This is a genomic window from Flavobacterium anhuiense, assembly GCF_900101855.1.
Classification (GTDB): domain Bacteria; phylum Bacteroidota; class Bacteroidia; order Flavobacteriales; family Flavobacteriaceae; genus Flavobacterium; species Flavobacterium anhuiense.
In genome coordinates this window covers 348432-366516 of sequence record NZ_FMVC01000007.1, presented here as the reverse complement: position 1 = coordinate 366516, position 18085 = coordinate 348432, and the positions used below count along the sequence as shown (strand labels likewise).

General features: G+C 33.7%; 12 protein-coding genes. 8 read left to right on the top strand and 4 right to left on the bottom strand.

The window, feature by feature from the left end:
• Positions 1-27: 27 nt before the first annotated feature.
• The 4 genes from BLP44_RS19090 (at position 28) to BLP44_RS19070 (ending at position 6771) form a co-directional block, all read left to right on the top strand.
• Positions 28-1617, top strand: coding sequence for a glycoside hydrolase family 43 protein (locus BLP44_RS19090; protein WP_091135237.1), 1590 nt, complete (start codon positions 28-30; stop codon positions 1615-1617).
• Between the two features lie 241 nt (positions 1618-1858).
• Entirely contained in the window at positions 1859-3856 is a 1998-nt protein-coding gene (pelA, locus tag BLP44_RS19085; protein WP_091135235.1) for a pectate lyase, read from the top strand.
• A gap of 510 nt (positions 3857-4366) precedes the next feature.
• A complete protein-coding gene (locus BLP44_RS19080) occupies positions 4367-5722 on the top strand; it encodes a glycoside hydrolase family 28 protein (RefSeq protein ID WP_091135233.1) in 1356 nt (451 codons plus the stop codon).
• A 305-nt stretch (positions 5723-6027) separates the two neighbouring features.
• Positions 6028-6771: a rhamnogalacturonan acetylesterase gene (locus tag BLP44_RS19070; protein WP_091135229.1), complete on the top strand. Its 744-nt coding sequence runs from the start codon at positions 6028-6030 to the stop codon at positions 6769-6771.
• A 5-nt stretch (positions 6772-6776) separates the two neighbouring features.
• Here BLP44_RS19070 and BLP44_RS19065 read toward each other — a convergent pair whose 3' ends face one another.
• Both BLP44_RS19065 and BLP44_RS19055 read right to left on the bottom strand, forming a co-directional pair.
• Positions 6777-8258 (bottom strand): DUF1254 domain-containing protein, encoded by a 1482-nt coding sequence (locus BLP44_RS19065; RefSeq protein WP_091135227.1) that lies wholly within the window; start codon positions 8256-8258, stop codon positions 6777-6779.
• Positions 8259-9861: 1603 nt separating this feature from the next.
• On the bottom strand, positions 9862-11046 hold the full coding sequence (locus BLP44_RS19055; protein ID WP_091135222.1) for a sensor histidine kinase: 1185 nt from the start codon (positions 11044-11046) through the stop codon (positions 9862-9864).
• Positions 11047-12008: 962 nt separating this feature from the next.
• On the opposite strand from BLP44_RS19055, the gene BLP44_RS19045 reads away from it, so the two are divergent.
• The gene (locus BLP44_RS19045; RefSeq protein WP_008467641.1) at positions 12009-12446 is read left to right on the top strand and encodes a hypothetical protein; all 438 of its coding nucleotides are present in this window, start codon (positions 12009-12011) and stop codon (positions 12444-12446) included.
• A gap of 656 nt (positions 12447-13102) precedes the next feature.
• Positions 13103-13279 (top strand): histone H1, encoded by a 177-nt coding sequence (locus BLP44_RS19040; RefSeq protein ID WP_008467640.1) that lies wholly within the window; start codon positions 13103-13105, stop codon positions 13277-13279.
• A 106-nt stretch (positions 13280-13385) separates the two neighbouring features.
• Here BLP44_RS19040 and BLP44_RS19035 read toward each other — a convergent pair whose 3' ends face one another.
• Entirely contained in the window at positions 13386-14138 is a 753-nt protein-coding gene (locus tag BLP44_RS19035) for a response regulator transcription factor (RefSeq protein WP_008467638.1), read from the bottom strand.
• A gap of 211 nt (positions 14139-14349) precedes the next feature.
• Between BLP44_RS19035 and BLP44_RS19030 the strand changes: the two genes are divergently transcribed.
• The gene (locus BLP44_RS19030) at positions 14350-15528 is read left to right on the top strand and encodes a serine hydrolase domain-containing protein (protein ID WP_091135218.1); all 1179 of its coding nucleotides are present in this window, start codon (positions 14350-14352) and stop codon (positions 15526-15528) included.
• A gap of 67 nt (positions 15529-15595) precedes the next feature.
• Here the strand turns inward: BLP44_RS19030 and BLP44_RS19025 are convergent, their stop codons facing one another.
• Positions 15596-16636 (bottom strand): GntR family transcriptional regulator, encoded by a 1041-nt coding sequence (locus BLP44_RS19025; protein WP_091135316.1) that lies wholly within the window; start codon positions 16634-16636, stop codon positions 15596-15598.
• A 387-nt stretch (positions 16637-17023) separates the two neighbouring features.
• Here BLP44_RS19025 and rhaT point away from each other — a divergent pair, with 387 nt between their 5' ends.
• A complete protein-coding gene (rhaT, locus tag BLP44_RS19020; protein ID WP_008467632.1) occupies positions 17024-18073 on the top strand; it encodes an L-rhamnose/proton symporter RhaT in 1050 nt (349 codons plus the stop codon).
• Positions 18074-18085 lie beyond the last annotated feature (12 nt).

The following is an 18085-nucleotide window of genomic DNA, read 5'->3' as shown; positions in this document are numbered from 1 at the left end:
GCTTTAAATAAAAAAGTATAGTTAAAAATGAAAAACATCAAAATCATCTTATTCCTTTTCTGCATTATTCCTTTTCAAAAGAATACAGCACAAGTCTGGACGCCAGATAATGGAGACGGAACCTACACCAATCCTGTTATTCATGCCGATTATTCAGATCCGGATGTTGTTCGCGTAGGCGATGATTATTATATGACAGCTTCATCTTTTAACTGTATTCCGGGCTTGCCAATTTTACATTCAAAAGACTTGGTAAACTGGAAAATTATTGGGCATGCTTTGGTAAAACAGCCGCCATTTGAAACGTACGATAGCGTACAGCACGGAAACGGAGTTTGGGCGCCAAGCATTACTTTTCATAAAAACGAATTTTACATTTATTACCCAGATCCCGATTTCGGAATCTATATGATAAAAGCCAAAAAAGCAGAAGGGCCTTGGTCTGAACCGCTTTTGGTTAAAGAAGGAAAAGGATTGATTGATCCTAGTCCGCTTTGGGATACGGATGGAAAAGCATATCTGACTCATGCCTTTGCAGGAAGCCGAGCGCAAATTAAAAGTTTGTTAGTGGTTTGCACCATGAATCCAGAAGGAACCGTTGTGAATAATGACGAAGTAATGGTGATTGATGGACATAAAGGCGAAGAAACTATTGAAGGCCCAAAATTCTACAAGCGAAATGGATATTATTACATTTTTGCTCCCGCTGGTGGCGTTTCAACAGGATGGCAGACGGTTTTAAGATCGAAAAATGTTTTCGGACCTTATGAAAAAAAGAAGGTTCTAGAACAAGGTTCGACCGCTATAAATGGTCCGCATCAAGGTGCTTGGGTTACGACACAGACAGGAGAAGATTGGTTTTTCCATTTTCAAGATAAAGGCGCTTACGGACGTATAGTTCATCTTCAGCCAATGAAATGGGTAAACGACTGGCCGGTTATGGGAGAAGATTTTGATAAAAACGGAATTGGCGAACCCGTAACAACTTACAGAAAGCCAAATGTTGGCAAAAAATATCCTATAGAAGTTCCGGCAACTTCAGATGAATTTAATGAACCTAAACTGGGACTGCAATGGCAATGGCAGGCCAATAAACAAACCAATTTTGGATTCCCGACAAGTTTAGGATATCTAAATTTGTTTTGCAACACGACAACTTCAAACATTTTTAATGCGCCAAATGTATTGCTGCAAAAATTTCCAGCAGAAGAATTTACCGCTACAACAAAACTGACTTTTAATTCTAGACTGAAAGGCGAATCAACAGGTTTGATTGTAATGGGATTAGATTACAGTTTTCTATGTTTTAAAAATGTTGATGGAAAACTATACTTGAATCAGAAAACGGGAACTTTTGATAAAACGGTTTCAGAAACGGGAACAAAACCAATTTTAATAGAAAGCAATACGATTTACCTTAGAGTTCAAATAAAGAAAGATGGAATGTGCAGTTTCTTTTACAGCTTAGACGATAAAAATTATCAGTCTATCGGAAATGATTTCAAATCTAGAGAAGGAAAATGGATTGGTGCCAAAGTCGGACTTTTTGCTTTAGGTGAAGAAATAAAAAATGATTCTGGAAATGTCGAAGTAGATTGGTTTCGAATCACGAAATAAAAAAAGTGTAAAAAAGGAAGAAAAAGGGGAATTTTTAATTTTTTTCAAAAAAAACGGCTTTCATAATTTGATTCTGCTGAACGAAAATTAAAAAGCAATATCAAAACACATTTCGTAAGAAAAAGGCTTCTAAAATATGTGTTTAAATGATTTTTCTTACAATTGTGTTTAAAATAAGCCTAATTTTTCACTTTTTAGAAGATAAAATAGTTTCTTACAACAAAGCATTAAAAAACATTAAATGATGCAATTAAAAAAAACAGCTTTAATGCTTATTCTATTTTTAAGCATTGGAATTTATGCTCAAACCACCTACAAAAGATGGCCTGACATTATTCGTAAGAGTGATGTCGCTTGGTTTGCAACAGCTGATGCAAAAAGAATAGCCGAAAACGTATTGCTCTACCAAAGAGATATTGGAGGCTGGCCAAAGAATATTCAGATGCAGGATGAACTGACCGAAAAGCAGAAAAAGGATTTAATTGCACTCAAAAAAACGGCCGTAGAAACGACAACAGACAACGGAGCAACTTGTCAGGAAATGCTTTTTATGTCTAGAATGTATGCGCAGGTAAAAGACGAACGCTACCGAGAATCTTTCTTAAAAGGATTGAATTATTTGCTTGAAGCGCAATATGCAAATGGAGGCTGGCCACAGTTTTATCCATTAAAAAAAGGCTATTATACGCACATTACCTACAATGACGATTCTATGGTTAATATTATGAATGTCATAAAAGCTGTAGCAGACGAATCGGATTATTACAGTATAAAACCATCAAAAGAAGTTGTAGAAAAGTGCAAAAAAGCATTTGATAAAGGAATCGACTGCATCTTAAAAACACAATACAAACAAAACGGAGTTTTAACCGCATGGTGCGCTCAGCATGACGAAGTTACATTGGCTCCCGCAAATGCTAGAGCTTTTGAATTGGCTTCGCTTAGCGGTTACGAATCGGCAAAAATAGTCCTGCTTTTAATGTCGATTGATAAGCCTTCAAGAGAAATGGTAACCGCTGTAAAAAGTGCTGTGGAGTGGTTTGAAAAGACTAAAATCACCAATTTAGAAGAAAAAAGAGTCCTAAATGACGCTGGAAAAATTGTAGATAAAAAAATGATTCCAACAGCCAATGCCAAACCCATTTGGGCAAGGTTTATGGATCTGGAAACCAATGAACCTTTCTTTTGCGACCGCGACGGAATCAAGAAAAAATCATTGGATCAAATAGGAGCAGAAAGAAGAAATGGCTATTCTTGGTATACAGACGCACCGCAGGAAGTATTGAAAAAATTTCCAGAATGGGCAGTTAAAAACGGCACTAAAGTAGGCGTTTCCGAAAAGAAAAATGTAAACTATATTACCGTAGCACAAGACGGTTCAGGCGATTACACCAAAATTCAGGATGCCGTTTATGCAACTCCTGCTTTTCCGTATGAGAAAGTGACAATATTTGTAAAAAACGGAACCTATAACGAGAAAGTCCGAATTCCAGAATGGAATACCAACGTGATTTTGCAAGGCGAAAGCAAAGAAAACACCATCATTACCTTTGATGATAATTTTTCGAAAATTGCACTGGGAAGAAACAGCACCTTTTATACCTACACGCTTTTGGTTGAAGGCGACGATTTTTCGGCATCAAACCTAACCATAAAAAATACTTCGGGAGAACGCGGACAGGCTATAGCATTGTCGGTTACGGCAAATCGCGCCAAAATAACAAACTGTAATCTTTTAGGTAATCAAGACACTTTATACTTATCAGGAAAAGAGGCCAAACAATATTTTAAAGACTGTTATATCGAAGGCACAACCGATTTTATTTTTGGAGGCGCAACAGTTTTGTTTGAGAATTGTACCATTCACAGCATCAAAAGTTCGTATATCACAGCTGCTTCAACTCCAGAAGGAACGCCGTTTGGATTCGTTTTTAAGAATTGTAAACTCACAGCAAATCCAGAAGCAAAAGACGTTTATTTAGGAAGACCATGGCGCATTTATGCCAAAACAGTTTTTATAAACTGCGAAATGGGCGCACAAATTAAACCACAAGGCTGGGAAAACTGGTCTAAACCCGAAGCAGAAAAAAATGCCTTTTATGCCGAATATAATTGCACAGGCGAAGGTTTTCAGCCAGCAAAAAGAGTAAAATGGTCACATCAGCTTTCTAAAAAAGAAGCGGCGCAATATTCTATTGAGAACATTCTTAAGGATAAGGCAGGAGCGTGGTATTTTTAGTATTCAGTCGCGGTCTCAGTTTACAGTGTCATTCACAGTCTCAGTTTACAGCGCAAACTGCAATACTATGCGGTTAATTTTACCGCAAAGCACACAAAGAATACGCAAAGAACACAAAGTTTTTGTAAAGGAGACAAAGTTCGCAAAGATTTTCACGTAGAGACGCGATTTTTTACTGCAAAATTTTATTTTAACACAAAGTACACAAAGAATACGCAAAGTTCACAAAGATTTGATAAAGAAGACAAAGGACACAAAGCATATCGACAAAACTCTGTGTCCTTTGACAAAGTAAATAAAGAAAAAAACTTAGCGACCTTTGCGGTATAAGAAAAGAAAAAATAAATCTGCATAATCTGCTAAATCTGCGAGAGTAAAATTTTCACGCTCCCGATGGCTATCGGGATAAAAAAGATCAAAGCAGATTAAAAAGATTATTTAGAATTAAATCTGCGTCTATTTGCTAAAATCAGCAAAATCTGCGTGAAACAAAAAAATAATATTTAAAAAATGAATTTAAAATATCTTCTCTTAATACTTATTACTAGCACCTGTTTTGCACAAAACGCAGATTTTCCGTCAGCAAAAGTCGATTCTATTGTAAAGAACATAAAGCTTCCAGAAATTCCTTCTTTTCAAATCAATATCTTAAAATTAGGAGCAAAGGGAGATTCTGTTTCAGACAATAAAAAGGCTTTTGATAAAGCGATGGCATTGTGTAAAAAGAACCACGGCGGAACTATTATTGTTCCAAAAGGAAACTATAAAATAAACGGACCGATTCATTTGGTAAGCAATCTGAATCTTAAGCTGGAAAAAGGAGCCAAAATAAAATTCAGCGACAATCCAGAAGACTATCTGCCAATGGTTTTAACAAGTTGGGAAGGCACAATGCTGTACAATTACAGTCCGCTTATTTATGCTAACAACTGCACCAATATTGCCATTTCTGGCGAAGGAACTATTGATGGAGAAGGAGGAAAGACATGGAAAACCTTTAAGGCAAAAGAAAACGAAGGCAAAAAAAGAAGCCGTGACATGAATCATAACAACACTCCATTAAACGAAAGAAAATTTGGAGAAGGCTACTTTTTAAGACCGCAGATGATTCAGTTTTTAAACTGCAAAAACATTTTAGTCGAAAATATCAGAATCGAAAACTCGCCATTCTGGTGTCTGCACCTTTTAAAATCAGAAAGCATAACCATTCGCGGCATAAGCTATAAATCTTTAAATCATAACAACGACGGAATCGATCCCGAATACGCAAAAGACGTTTTAATCGAAAATGTCACTTTTGATAACGGAGACGATAATGTTGCCATAAAAGCGGGAAGAGACCACGAAGGAAGAGCCAATACAGCAACGCCAAGCCAAAATATTGTCATTAGAAACTGCAATTTTAAAGGACTGCACGGCGTCGTAATCGGCAGCGAAATGTCAGCTGGCGTGCAGAATGTTTTTGTAGAAAACTGCAAAACAGTGGGATATTTAAAAAGAGGCATTTATTTAAAAACCAATGCAGATCGTGGCGGATATATCAAAAATATATTTGTTAGAAATATTCAATTAGACCAAGTAGAAGACTGCCTTTACATTACAGCAAACTATCACGGAGAAGGAAAAGGCTATCAATCGGATATATCAAATGTATATTTCTCAAATATCACCTGTAACAAAGCATCAGAATCAGGAATCGTAATTCAAGGATTTGCAGACAAAAAAATAAAGAATATAGCATTAAAAAATATAGAAATAAAAGAAGCTAAAAATGCACTGTCAAACGAAAATGCAGAAAACGTCTTGATGACAGATGTGTTTATAGGCAAAAGAGCAACAGTGCCGACAGCAGTTTCGAAAAATTAGAGACAAAGTTACAAAGTAACAAAGAGACAAAGTTTTTAGTGCAAAGATTTTCACGTAGAGACGTACCGCAGTGCGTTTACTTTGCAGTTGATTTTTACCGCAAAGCACACAAAGAAAACGCAAAGTTCGCAAAGTTTTTTTATTCATTATGTGCTTTGCCAAAGAGGGCACAAAGCTTTGTTTCTTTGCCTTCTTTATTAAACCTTTGTGCACTTTGCGTATCCTTAGCGCACTTTGCGTTAGAAAAAAACTTCACGGTAGAAAAAACTGTGTAGTAAAAAATGTAGCAATAAACAACAAAAAAAATGAAAAAATACATCATCCTAACATTCCTCATCACCACAGTTTGTTTCGCACAAAAAACATCCCTGTATTGTATTGGCGACTCCACAATGGCCAATAAAAAAGACCCAGAAAAAAATCCAGAACACGGCTGGGCGCAGGTATTGCAGCCCTTTTTCAAGGAAAACGTAACCGTAATCAACAAAGCCGTAAACGGACGAAGCACCAGAAGCTTCATCAACGAAAAACGCTGGGATTCTATTTACAATAAGCTGAAAAAAGGAGATTATGTCTTTATCGAATTCGGGCACAACGACCAGAAAATAGAAGATTCTGCACGTTATACAAACCCGCATACAGCTTACAGATACAACTTGATTCGTTTTGTAAAAGAAAGCAGAGAAAAAGGCGCAATTCCAGTATTATTAACCTCAATTAGCAGACGCAACTTTAACGAAAAAGGTGTTTTAGTCCCAACACATGGCGATTACCCTTTAGAAACCCGATTGGTTGCCCAGGAATATAATGTGCCTTTTATAGATTTAGAATATTATACCGAACTATTGGAACAATCTTACGGCCCAGAAAAATCGAAACAGCTTCATCTTCATTTCAAAGCGGGAGAAAATGCTTTTTACGATAAAGATAAAGCTGATGATACGCACCTTTCATTATTAGGAGCCAATAAAATTGCTGAAATTGTAATTAACCAAATTAAGCTCTCGAAAGACCCTTCGTTAAAGAATCTAAAAAACGGAATTAAGTAAAAAAATTAAATTTTAACCACAGCAGGTGGATTCCATCCATCTTTCAGAACCACATCTTCTGGCCAGTAGCATCTTATATACAGAGAGAAAACCGCATTTGGAGCCGGAAGCCAGTTGCTCATTTTATCCTCAGATGGCGGCGTGCTTTGTACATAAAGCGTTAACGAGCCATCAGCATTTTTCTTTAAGTTTTTATTTTTTGTCCCCAAAGAATAGCGATTTAAACTGTTTGGAGCAAAAAAATGATCTTCATTATATAAAGTTAGAGACCAGAATCCTTTTACGGGCGGAATCTCACCGCTTGCGAAAGTTACCGTATATTTGTTAGAACCATTTAGTCGTGCACCGTTCTCGTCACGATCCTGATAGAAATAGCGCGTTTCGTTGGGTTTGTTTACAAAAATATTGGCTTTGGCACAAGAAAGTCTTGTTAGATAATCATAGCCAAACTGAGCTCCATTGCGCTGTGTGGTCCAATTGTATTTTATAGGATATCCAACATTCTGAAACTGAAACAATGGCGTAACATAGTTTTTCTCTGCCTCGATTGCGGCATTGGTTCCAGCAGCTTTTAGTTTAGGGTCTTTTTTTACAGCATCCAGCAGAGCATGTATCTGCGCATAAAAACCTTCTTCACCTTTCATTGGCGGCACCTCTTTTAGAATATCTGCCAGCTGTTCAAAAAAGACTTCAGGTTTTACCCATTGGGTTTCCGCTTTTTCTCCCTTTGCGGCTGGTGGAGTCGATTTGGTTTTTGCCCATTCTGTTGTTTTGGCCTTTCCGTTATATTCGCTTAACGGATACAAACCAATCTGGTTAATCAAAGGCTGAACCGCTTTTTTATCGGCTGGATCATCGGTTTGAAAAACACGCGGAATCACGATCCCTCGGCTAGTAGTGCTTCTAAAAACAGCAGTAATGCCATCGGGCACTGTCCCTTTCCAGTCTTTTGATGCCAATAGATAAAATCCAGGCTTTGTACCGTACATTTTTCCTAAACTCGCAAATCCGTCTGTACGCTGGTCACATACCTGATACACCCAAAAACGGTCCCCAAAATCAGGAACCTGAACCACTACAGGGCCTTGATCTAAGTCTAAAGGAGCCAAACCATACACCACATTCTGATTTGGACAGGCAACAGCTCTTTCCTGTGGCTGTACATAATCGGTAAGCATGCAAAGGTGATTCGGCGGTGCAAGAGGCAGCACGCCTTCGCCATAAATAGGCTCAGAAAGACTTCTAAACGCTTCTACACGATTATGAATATTAATAAGAGGCCACGCCCAGCCATACACTGTGGTGGTAAGATTTTTTACATAAGCTTCTGACATGATAGTATTCGGAACAGGTAAGCCAGGTAACTTTGAAGTATCTGCCGCAACAGCTGTCGAATCTGATGCAGCTGCAGCTGCTGTTTTGTCCTGCTTTTTGCACGATACAAAAACAGCAGCAACAAGAAGGAATACATAAAAGAGATTTTTCATACTACTAGATTTAGTGATTAAGGGATGTATCAAATTATATGTTCAGAGATCAGTAAAAAGAATTTTACTTTTTGAGAATACCTGAAAACTTAATTAGAATCAAGTTATCCATACTAAATTAGCGATAATAGTCTCTCAGTGCCTTTACATTTTGGTTGCAAATTATAACTTGAAACAAATTTTAGGTTGATGGTTTATGGTTAATTGTTGGTAGTTTATTGTTGATAGTTTATTGTTGATAGTTTATTGTTGATAGTTTATTGTTGATAGTTTATTGTTGATAGTTTATTGTTGATAGTTTATGGTTAAGCAATAGGCAGTAACAATCCAAAAACCAACCTTCAATTAAAAATTAAAAATTAACAACTACCAACTACCAAATAGTAACTATTAACTATTAACTATTAACTATTAACTATAAACCATCAACCATCAACCATCAACCATCAACAATTATCAATTATCAATTATCAATTATCAACTCATAATTCATAACTAAAAAAAACTTTTGTCCTAAAATACAATTATAAAAACTTCTAAGAGCAATTTAGATATTCCGATTAGAAGATATTTGCAACTGTAAAATAATAATCTGGTTGTGAAATTCTCAGGTGATTTTTTACATTTTTTACAAGCCATAACGCAGAAGGAGAAAATTTCTTATTTTCTCCTTTTTTTATGCAATTATCATTTATACAGATGTTTACTGTAAAAATGGCAATTTTAAGAGCATAATGCACCCTTAAATCAAATAGGTAAGTATTTTATTATATATTTTATAACATGTTGCAAAATAAAAGGTTTCATATTATAAAATGAAACCTAATCAACTGTTTATCAATGGTATGTGTAAAGGAAAAAAATTAATTTTATACTAATAAAAAAATCTCTCTGCGCCTTTAGACTTACACAATAGCCTAGAAAGTTTATACTCTTCATTTGCGAATAAATACTTATTTCTACTAAAAGCCCTTAAGTAAAAATACACGCTAATTTTTTTAATTTTTTTGGCAGTTGAGAGCGGCTCGAAGAACTGCCTGAAGCAAGTTTCTAAATCTTTTTATCTCGATAATGTTGAATTGACAAGAGTAAGATCCAAAATAAATGACTTTTAAATATATTTTGTTTTACGCCTGTATAGTGATATTTTATTTTTTTTCTGCTGGTTCAAATAGTCCAGACCAGTCTTTTGTTTGGGTAATGCATTGATTTATATAGGAATAGATGGTGTTGAGCGTGTTTTTTAAACCATTTCGTTTCAAATTTGAAACAAATATGTCTTAATCTATTATTCTAAAACCTTTTACAGGCAAAATAAACTTCTTAATAGCAGGAATTTTGCACTAATATTTTCTAGTATCAATTTATGTAAAACCAACAGTTAAAAAAGGTACAATACGAGCACTTATTTATTTAGCAATTTGATTCTGTGTGAGTTGTTGTATTTTTTTTAATTAAAAAAACGATTTATGAAAACAAAAATTACATTCGTTTTGTTGTTATTGTTGTTTATGATGGGAGGAAGCGCGTTTGCGCAGGTGCAGATTAATGCCCCTTCATCCTATCAGCCTGTAAGTCTCAGTCAGGGCGGTGCCCCCGGCACTTACAAGGTCGACATTATAAACAATAATGCAACACCATTGAACGGAGCAACATTTTCGCTGGCATTGCCCGCGGGCATGGAGTATGTGGCAGGAACGATAACGGGGATTCGAATGGTAAAAATCGATCCGCTTGGAAAATTGTTTTGGAGCGTAATCTCTCCGTTATGATTTTTAATGATGCCATGAACTACACTCAAACCAAGACCGCATCCATAATTGACAGGTTTGGTCGAAAAAAAAGGTTCGAATATTTTTTCTTTTATGGAGTCAGGAACCCCTGTTCCGTTGTCTTCAATTTTTAAATACAAATTAGCATCATCATCATCAACTATTATTTTAATAATGCTCTTTTCAGGTGATGCATAAATGGCATTTATAAGAAGATTAAAGAGAACTTGGGTAATTTGAACAGAATCTACTTTCGCCATAATATTATCGTTCTTGAAAACTAATTCATGCCTGATTGATTTTTTCTGAAAATTGGATTTTAGGAAGGAAAGAGCAAAAACGATGATTGGTTTTAGCTCCTGCAATTCTAATTTTTGTGGCATTTCACAAGAAAAGAACATTAGTTTTTTGACAATTTCGCGGGAGTAAATAACGGAATTGATAATTATAGAAATATCAGCACCAATTTCAGGATCTGAATTTTGTTCCTTTATCAGTTCTGCAAAACCTAGAATATTGCCCAACGGCGTATTCAGTTCATGAGCTATTCCTGCAGTCATTTCGCCTAATAAAGAAAGGCGCTCCATGCGTTCTATAGTTTGCCGCAATGCAGCTTTTCTTTCTAAGGTTTGATACTTGTCAACATAATTTCCTATTTCTATTGCAATAGTATCAAGAAGCTTTTGTTCATCATCACTAAAATCACTTAAATTATATTTTTTTGATGGATAATGCACTTTAATATGGCCATAGTTTGTTTTATTTACAATGATAGTGCTGGACTGAAACACGGATAGTTCCATAATCTCAGATGTCGACAAATGATAATCTTTAATATGAAGTTCGACCACACATTCTGTACTATAACGCCATGCATTTTTTGTACTTACAATTATGTCGTAAAATGTTTGAATATTTATTGAATTCGATTTAGAGATGGTTTTAGAAATATCATATAGACAAGTAAGCTCTTTTATTTTTTCTCTTAAATTCTCCTCAGTTGACTGTAAATGCATTGTAAGAAATTATTTATAATAATTTTAAATTAATTTCAAAAATAATTAAATAATCTTAACCAATAAATAAAAGCTTGATTAATGTTAACTATTTGAAAACAAAATAAATAGATATCTTTTTTATGTCTTATTTTGTTGTTTTTATGTCTTATTGGAGCATTGATTGATAATAAAATTATATATAGAAAAATCGTACTTTTTGTTTGCTTTCAAAAAGTGGTTTTACAAAGTAAAAATTAAAAAGTCTTATTATGATATTTTAAAAACTTTTAGGTCTACTCAAGAGAAAATCTTAAAGATAATTTTGTGTTCAGACTAATCTGAGACAAAATCATGAATACCACAAACTTTTTTTTAGAGTTTCCTCTAAATTTTTCTGAAATAAGGAAATTGAACAAGATGTATTTCGAGCATTTGTTTAAGCAACGTGTTATTTTTATATCAATATTGATTTTACTACTTCTCATTTTTTCTGATTTCATCAATATTAATTTCGAAGATGACTTTTTTCTCTGGTTGATAAGAAGTCTGGGCATAATTGTTTTTTTTGTCGTTTTCGAAAATTCCTTTGTAGATGCCGTTTCAGGAATTACTTTTCAGATAGCAAAGCGATTATTGAGATTTAAGAATCTAAATAGCAGATATAAGTTTGTATTTACTAATTCTAAGCTCTGCATTAGATTTCCTTTAGGAAGATTAACGCATAAATGGGCGACAATTGAAAAAGCAATTCTGACTAAAAACTTTTTGTTTTTATACATAAAAGAGCAAAACAATTATATTATTTCTATTTCCAGAAAAGATTGTAGAAAAATGGAAGAGCTGTTGACTTTTGTTGAACAGAATGTCATACACATCATAAAAGTTTAAAATTAACCTTATAGTGTCAGTTTTATGGCATATTAGGGTTATTACTAATTTTTTACCGATGTAAGTTTGTAATATTTTTAAAAATAGGAGAGATGCAGAAGGAAAAAGTTTTAGTATTTGACAGCAAGGGGATTTTCTTAAGGATGTTCAAAAGAAGGTTTAAAGAAGAGTTCGATTTTGTGGAAAATTCTTTTTTTGACAAAACGGTAACCACAGAATCTGATCGGATTGTTTTTGTAATACATAATCATAACGAATTGCTTAATTTTCTGTCGCAGGAGAAAAGAGGATCCAACGTTTTAGTTTGCTTATTTAATTTACAGTTCTATAGAAGTTTATCGTTTTTGGAAGGAACAAATAATTTTATTTTGTTTGATGAATCAAAAACTAGAACTGAAATTTTAAAGGAATTAAAGGCCTTTTTTGATAATAAATTGGATTCTAATACAATTAAAAAAAGTTTATTACCGCCAAATGTTTCTTACCGAAAGTTTCAGGAATATTACAAGGCAATGTACTTTTTGATGTAATTTATTTTATTTTTTATATTTTTTCACTCGTACATTTAATAGAAATGGTACTTTCAAAGCGGGATAAAATGTTGTTTTTATCCTGCTTTTTCATTTTTTGATTAATTCTTAGAAAAACAGCTTTCTGCAAAACTAAATGTTGAAATAAAGTATTTTCAAATAATAACTGGTTTACTAAAAGTATTAATTTTAAAAACACATTTTTAGATCTTGCAGATAAGATGTAAAAGTGTGATTAAGCAATTTTAGATTTTGAAAATCTGAATCTATAAAAACTAAGATTAATAAAAGCATTATTGACGTATTTGTTTTAAAGAATATGTACCTCAATAAAACTCTTATTGAGTAAATTTTCCTTTTTTGAGGATTTTTTACGCTCCAAAAATTAACAAATAGAAGAGGTATAGGCCATCTTTTTGAATAAAGTTACTTTTAATTTTATACTTTCTACGGAGTACTAAAACAGTTGTTATAAAAACACTTTTAGAGTAAGTATTTGATTGTTAATGCGTTGTGTTTGCTGGCATTTTAGAAAAAAAGGAAGTCAATTTATTGTAAAGAAAATGAATGAAAAACTGCATTAAATTTAACAGCAAAATTGTTGTAACTATCACACAAACTTTTATTTTTGTGGCTTAATTTAACAATATATAAGCATGAAAGATTTATTAGTAAAAATCAACGCCGAAATTGAAACATTCAAAGCTGAAGCTGAATCTTTGACTGAAAAAGGAATTAAAGCTGCTGGACCAAGAGCACGTAAATCGACTTTGGAAATTGAAAAACTTTTAAAAGAGTTTAGAAAAGTTTCTATCGAAGAATCAAAAAAATAATACAACTAAACCCCGCTATAAAGCGGGGTTTTTTTATAACTCATAATGAAGGAAGGAAAAAAAACTTAGCATCTTAAAACCTTAGCAAGTTAGCGACTTAAAAAAATCATATCCACTTTAGTTTCGTAGCAATTGAGCATGCCTCTGCCGTATTGTTAACTTTCATTTTTTCCAGAATATTTTGCCTATGGCGACTCACAGTATTGATGCTAATAAAAAGTAGAGCAGCTATTTCTTTGCTTTGCTTTCCTGCCTGAAGCATTTTAAGGATTTCTTTTTCTCTTGCAGAAAGAAAAAATTCATTCTCTTTTTCGTTTTGTTTTACGATATTTCCATTCGCCGTATTTAGAATCGCACCTTCGTATTGTAAAGCTAAAGAAAAATCAAAATTATAAAGGCAAAGCGCTAATTCTACATCTTCATAATCATTTGAAAAATAAAACATTTTGTGCTGCAAAGATTTCCCAGACGTTTTATCATTCATTCTTAATCTGCTGATTACGCAAAAATCTTTTCGCTCCTCCACAGGAATGGTTTTTATAAACTGAAAAAAATGAAGTTCTAAAAGATATTTTTGCAATACGTCATCAGCATTTAGTTTGCCAAAAAGTTCTTCTTCCCAAATACTCTCAATTTCCTGTACCTGATCTTTTTTAAAAATACCAAGTTCTTCGGAAATTTTTCCAGAATAAATATAACTTTTGTTATTATACAAATCGCTTAGGACAGCAATCCCGTTTTCTAAATCAGCAAATTTCTGTGCAATTTCCTGAAATGCTTTTAAATCCTGCATAGGCAAAGTGCCCGAGTTTTTTTGCTCTAAAAGCTGTTTGCTTAAATCATCTTTTATGTTTTTCATAAAAATGGTTATTTATCAGTATTGTCTTATGCTTTTATGGCGAATATATTTGTGGGATTATAGGACTGAAATATAATAAAAAATGGTATTTAAACTAATCATAAAATTCCTAATCATTTTATTCGACTTATTATCAAGCCCTTTTGCATAAAAATGCCGTTCAATAGAGTTTGATGTAAAGCAGAAGTAATTCTTAATACTGAACCAAATCATGAAAAATCTTTTTTTAACTATTTCTTTTATGACTATCATTTCTGTTCAAGGACAGAATTCCACAATAAAAAGACTCGATGGGAGCACAATTTCGTCGGATAGTTTGACAGCCACAATTGAAAATCTTATGGCTAAAGCCGACGTAAAAGGATTAGCCATATCAGTTTTTAATTCTAAAAAACCTATATACACCAAAACTTTTGGTTTTGGTAACGTCGAGGCTAAAAAGAAATTAGAACTGCAGACCAATCTTTATGGAGCTTCTTTGAGCAAAGCAGTATTTGCTGTTTTGGTTTTGAAATTGGTTGACGAAGGGGTAATAAGTTTAGATAAACCGCTTCAGGATTATCTTCCTAAACCTATATACGATTATGATTTTAAAGTATGGCATGAAGATTTTAAGGAATTGAAATCGTATCCCGAATATAAAAAGATTACTGCCAGAATGTGTCTAGACCATACATCGGGATTGCCGAATTGGCGATGGTTTGAGCCGGATGAAAAACTGAAAATTAAGTTTGAGCCTGGAACCCGCTATAGTTATTCGGGAGAAGGACTTACTTATCTTCAGGTGGTATTAGAAAAAATTACCGGAAGAACTTTAGAAGATTTGGCTCAAGAAAAAGTATTCAAACCGTTGGGAATGACTAATTCAAGTTATCGCTGGCAAGAAAAATTCGAAAAAGATTTTGCCTATGGATATGATAATGATGGAAAGATCCAGGAAAAAGACAAAGACAACGCGCCAAGAGGAGCGGGAACGCTAGAAACTACGATTGAGGATTATAGTAAGTTTATAACGGCTGTTTTAAACAAAAAAATACTTAGCGCTAAGTCATATAAAGAAATGTTCAGTCCGCAGATTCGTATTCGTTCCAAAAATCAGTTTGGACCAGGAGCGTTAGAAGACGGAAATTGGAATGATAAAACAGAGCTTTCGTATGGCCTAGGCTGGGGGATAGTAAAATCACCTTATGGATATGGTGCCTTTAAAGAAGGTCAGGGATCAGGGTTCCAAAATTATAGTATTGTATTTTCAGACAAAGGCATCGGTATGCTGATTATGTCTAACAGCTATAAAACAGGTGAAATAATGAAATATTTACTGGAAACAGGAATAAAAGACACTTATACGCCATGGGAATGGGATCAGTACATTCCGTATGATAAAAAATAAGATGCTAAGGTTCTGAGACTCTAAGTTTCTGAGACTCTAAGATTAAAAAACTTAACATCTTAGTATCTTAAATCGAATTCCTGTCAATAAAATTAAAAGGAACTTTTACCTGTGCTTTTTCTTTGTTCAGAATCATTCTCGCCGCCGTTTCTCCCATAATATTAAAATCGGTAGACATTACGGTTATACCCAATAATTCTTTTAGCGGAGTGTCGTTATAAGAAATGACGCCAATCTCTTTTCCCAAAACAAATTCTTCATCACGAATCTGCTTCATTAAATTTACTAGATCAGACTCTTCAATGGTGATAAATAAATCTCCTTTTTTAAGAATCATATCATCATAAACCTCACTTAGAATTTCAAAATTAATTTCGTGCTCGACACAGAATTTTCTAAATCCGTGTAAAATTCGTCTTGGATAAGGATAAACGGCTTTGTCAGGGTACACGAGAATTAAACGTTTGTATTTGGTTATTTTAGAAAGACCTTCTTTTAAGGCATTATAAATATCATTTTCAAAATCCTGATAAATCTTAATAACGTCATCTCCAGTTCCTAATTTGATATTATCTAAAATAACCAGTTTTTCTTGCGGAATTTTTTTTATGGCGCTTACCACATCATCAGTAAAACTTAAATGCCTTAATTCGTCTGTCTTAAAGTGCGTTGTAATTACATAATAATCGTAAGCTCCTTCAAACTTATCTAAGATATTCAAAAATAAAGTTTCGTCGCAGTGGTAAATTTGAAGATCAACATGAGCGTTGGCTCCTAGAGTATCAATAAATGAACTATAGGTTTTCATTTTGTAAGAACTCAATTTGTTGGTCAAAAACAAAATATTGACTTTAGATTCTAATTTTGTTCGGGTAATATAATAGCCTTTTCCTCTAATCGAAGAAATGATTTTTCTTTCTTTTAAAATGTTATAAGCTTTCTCAACAGTATCACGAGACATATAAAACTCTTCGCTGAAACTATTTATAGAAGGAATTTTTTGATTGATTTTTAAATTTCCGTTAGCGATGTTTTGAAGTATAGAGTCAACAATCTGTTTGTATTTAGGAACTCGAGAATCTTCATCTATTTTAATAAGTTTAATCATGTTCATTTTTCAGGAAATCTGTCTCGTATTTCAACGTGACTCTTTTTTAATTCTAAATAATTTAAAAAAATCTCTTCTATAAAAAGAATCTGTTAAGCAGAATCATTTTCATAATGAAAAAGAGAAATTGACAAGGCTTGTAATCTTTTTTTTATGATTTCTGAATTTTAACCCAAATGAAGAATTAATAATTACGAAATCGATTGCTAAAATAGCCATTTTAAATTTATTTACCCAATAATTGCAAGCCCTTATTTCTAATAATCTTTAGTTTTAACAAAAAATATGAAATCCGTAAAGGATAGTACAGGACAGTTTTCTTTTTGACATTCTCTTATTTTACAAAACCAAATACTAACAAACCTAACCTAAACCAAAAACAATAATATGGAATCATTATTAGGAATCATTTTTCATTCTATCGGAGGATTTTCTTCGGGTAGTTTTTATATGCCTTTTAAAAAGGTGAAAGATTGGGCTTGGGAAAGCTATTGGCTTGTGGGCGGATTTTTCTCTTGGCTGATTGTTCCGCCAATTGCAGCTTACTTAACGATTCCAAATTTTACTGAAATTATTGCAGCAGCTTCTCCATCAATAAAAACTTTCACTTTTACAATGGGTTTAATCTGGGGAATAGGCGGTTTAACTTATGGTTTGGGCGTTCGCTACTTAGGAATGTCTTTGGGAAACTCCATTACTTTAGGATTTTGTTCTGCATTTGGAGCTTTAGTTCCGTCAATTTATTATGATATCGTTCCGACTGAAGGGAAAATATCATTCTCTCATATGCTTTCTAATTCTGGCGGACAGCTGGTTTTAATAGGAGTTGTAGTGTATCTGATTGGAATTGCAATCTCAGGAAAAGCAGGAATGCTGAAAGAGAAAGATTTTGCCACTGGCCATGAAGATAAGGACAAAGACTTCAATTTAGTAAAAGGTCTTATTGTAGCCGTGATTTCAGGAATTTTAAGCTCATTCTTCAATTATGGAATTGAGGCAGGAAAATCAATGGCAGAACATGCTGTAATAAATGGTGCAAATCCATTATTTCAAAACAATGTGACTTATGTTGTGCTGCTTTGGGGAGGACTTACAACCAACTTTATCTGGTGTCTTTATTTGAATTTTAAAAACAAATCAATTAAAAATTATACCGACAAATCTACTCCAATAACAAAAAACGTTTTGTTTTCTGCTCTTGCTGGAACCATGTGGTTTTTACAGTTTTTCTTTTACGGAATGGGAGAAAGCAAACTTGGAAATGGTGCCAGTTCATGGATTCTTCATATGGCAACCATCATTTTAACGGCAAATTTTTGGGGATTTTATTTGAAAGAATGGAAAGGAGTTTCTAAAAAAACATTAAGAACTTTTTTCTGGGGAATTGGGCTTATTATGCTTGCAATCGTTTTGGTAGGAATTGGTAACTCATTATAAATACAAGAAATA

Bases quoted from the DNA above. Each gene is read 5' to 3' on its own strand.
- BLP44_RS19090 (WP_091135237.1), top strand. From the start codon at position 28: ATGAAAAACATCAAAATCATCTTATTCCTTTTCTGCATTATTCCTTTT.
- pelA (WP_091135235.1), top strand. From the start codon at position 1,859: ATGATGCAATTAAAAAAAACAGCTTTAATGCTTATTCTATTTTTAAGC.
- BLP44_RS19080 (WP_091135233.1), top strand. From the start codon at position 4,367: ATGAATTTAAAATATCTTCTCTTAATACTTATTACTAGCACCTGTTTT.
- BLP44_RS19070 (WP_091135229.1), top strand. From the start codon at position 6,028: ATGAAAAAATACATCATCCTAACATTCCTCATCACCACAGTTTGTTTC.
- BLP44_RS19065 (WP_091135227.1), bottom strand. From the start codon at position 8,258: ATGAAAAATCTCTTTTATGTATTCCTTCTTGTTGCTGCTGTTTTTGTA.
- BLP44_RS19055 (WP_091135222.1), bottom strand. From the start codon at position 11,046: ATGCATTTACAGTCAACTGAGGAGAATTTAAGAGAAAAAATAAAAGAG.
- BLP44_RS19045 (WP_008467641.1), top strand. From the start codon at position 12,009: ATGCAGAAGGAAAAAGTTTTAGTATTTGACAGCAAGGGGATTTTCTTA.
- BLP44_RS19040 (WP_008467640.1), top strand. From the start codon at position 13,103: ATGAAAGATTTATTAGTAAAAATCAACGCCGAAATTGAAACATTCAAA.
- BLP44_RS19035 (WP_008467638.1), bottom strand. From the start codon at position 14,138: ATGAAAAACATAAAAGATGATTTAAGCAAACAGCTTTTAGAGCAAAAA.
- BLP44_RS19030 (WP_091135218.1), top strand. From the start codon at position 14,350: ATGAAAAATCTTTTTTTAACTATTTCTTTTATGACTATCATTTCTGTT.
- BLP44_RS19025 (WP_091135316.1), bottom strand. From the start codon at position 16,636: ATGATTAAACTTATTAAAATAGATGAAGATTCTCGAGTTCCTAAATAC.
- rhaT (WP_008467632.1), top strand. From the start codon at position 17,024: ATGGAATCATTATTAGGAATCATTTTTCATTCTATCGGAGGATTTTCT.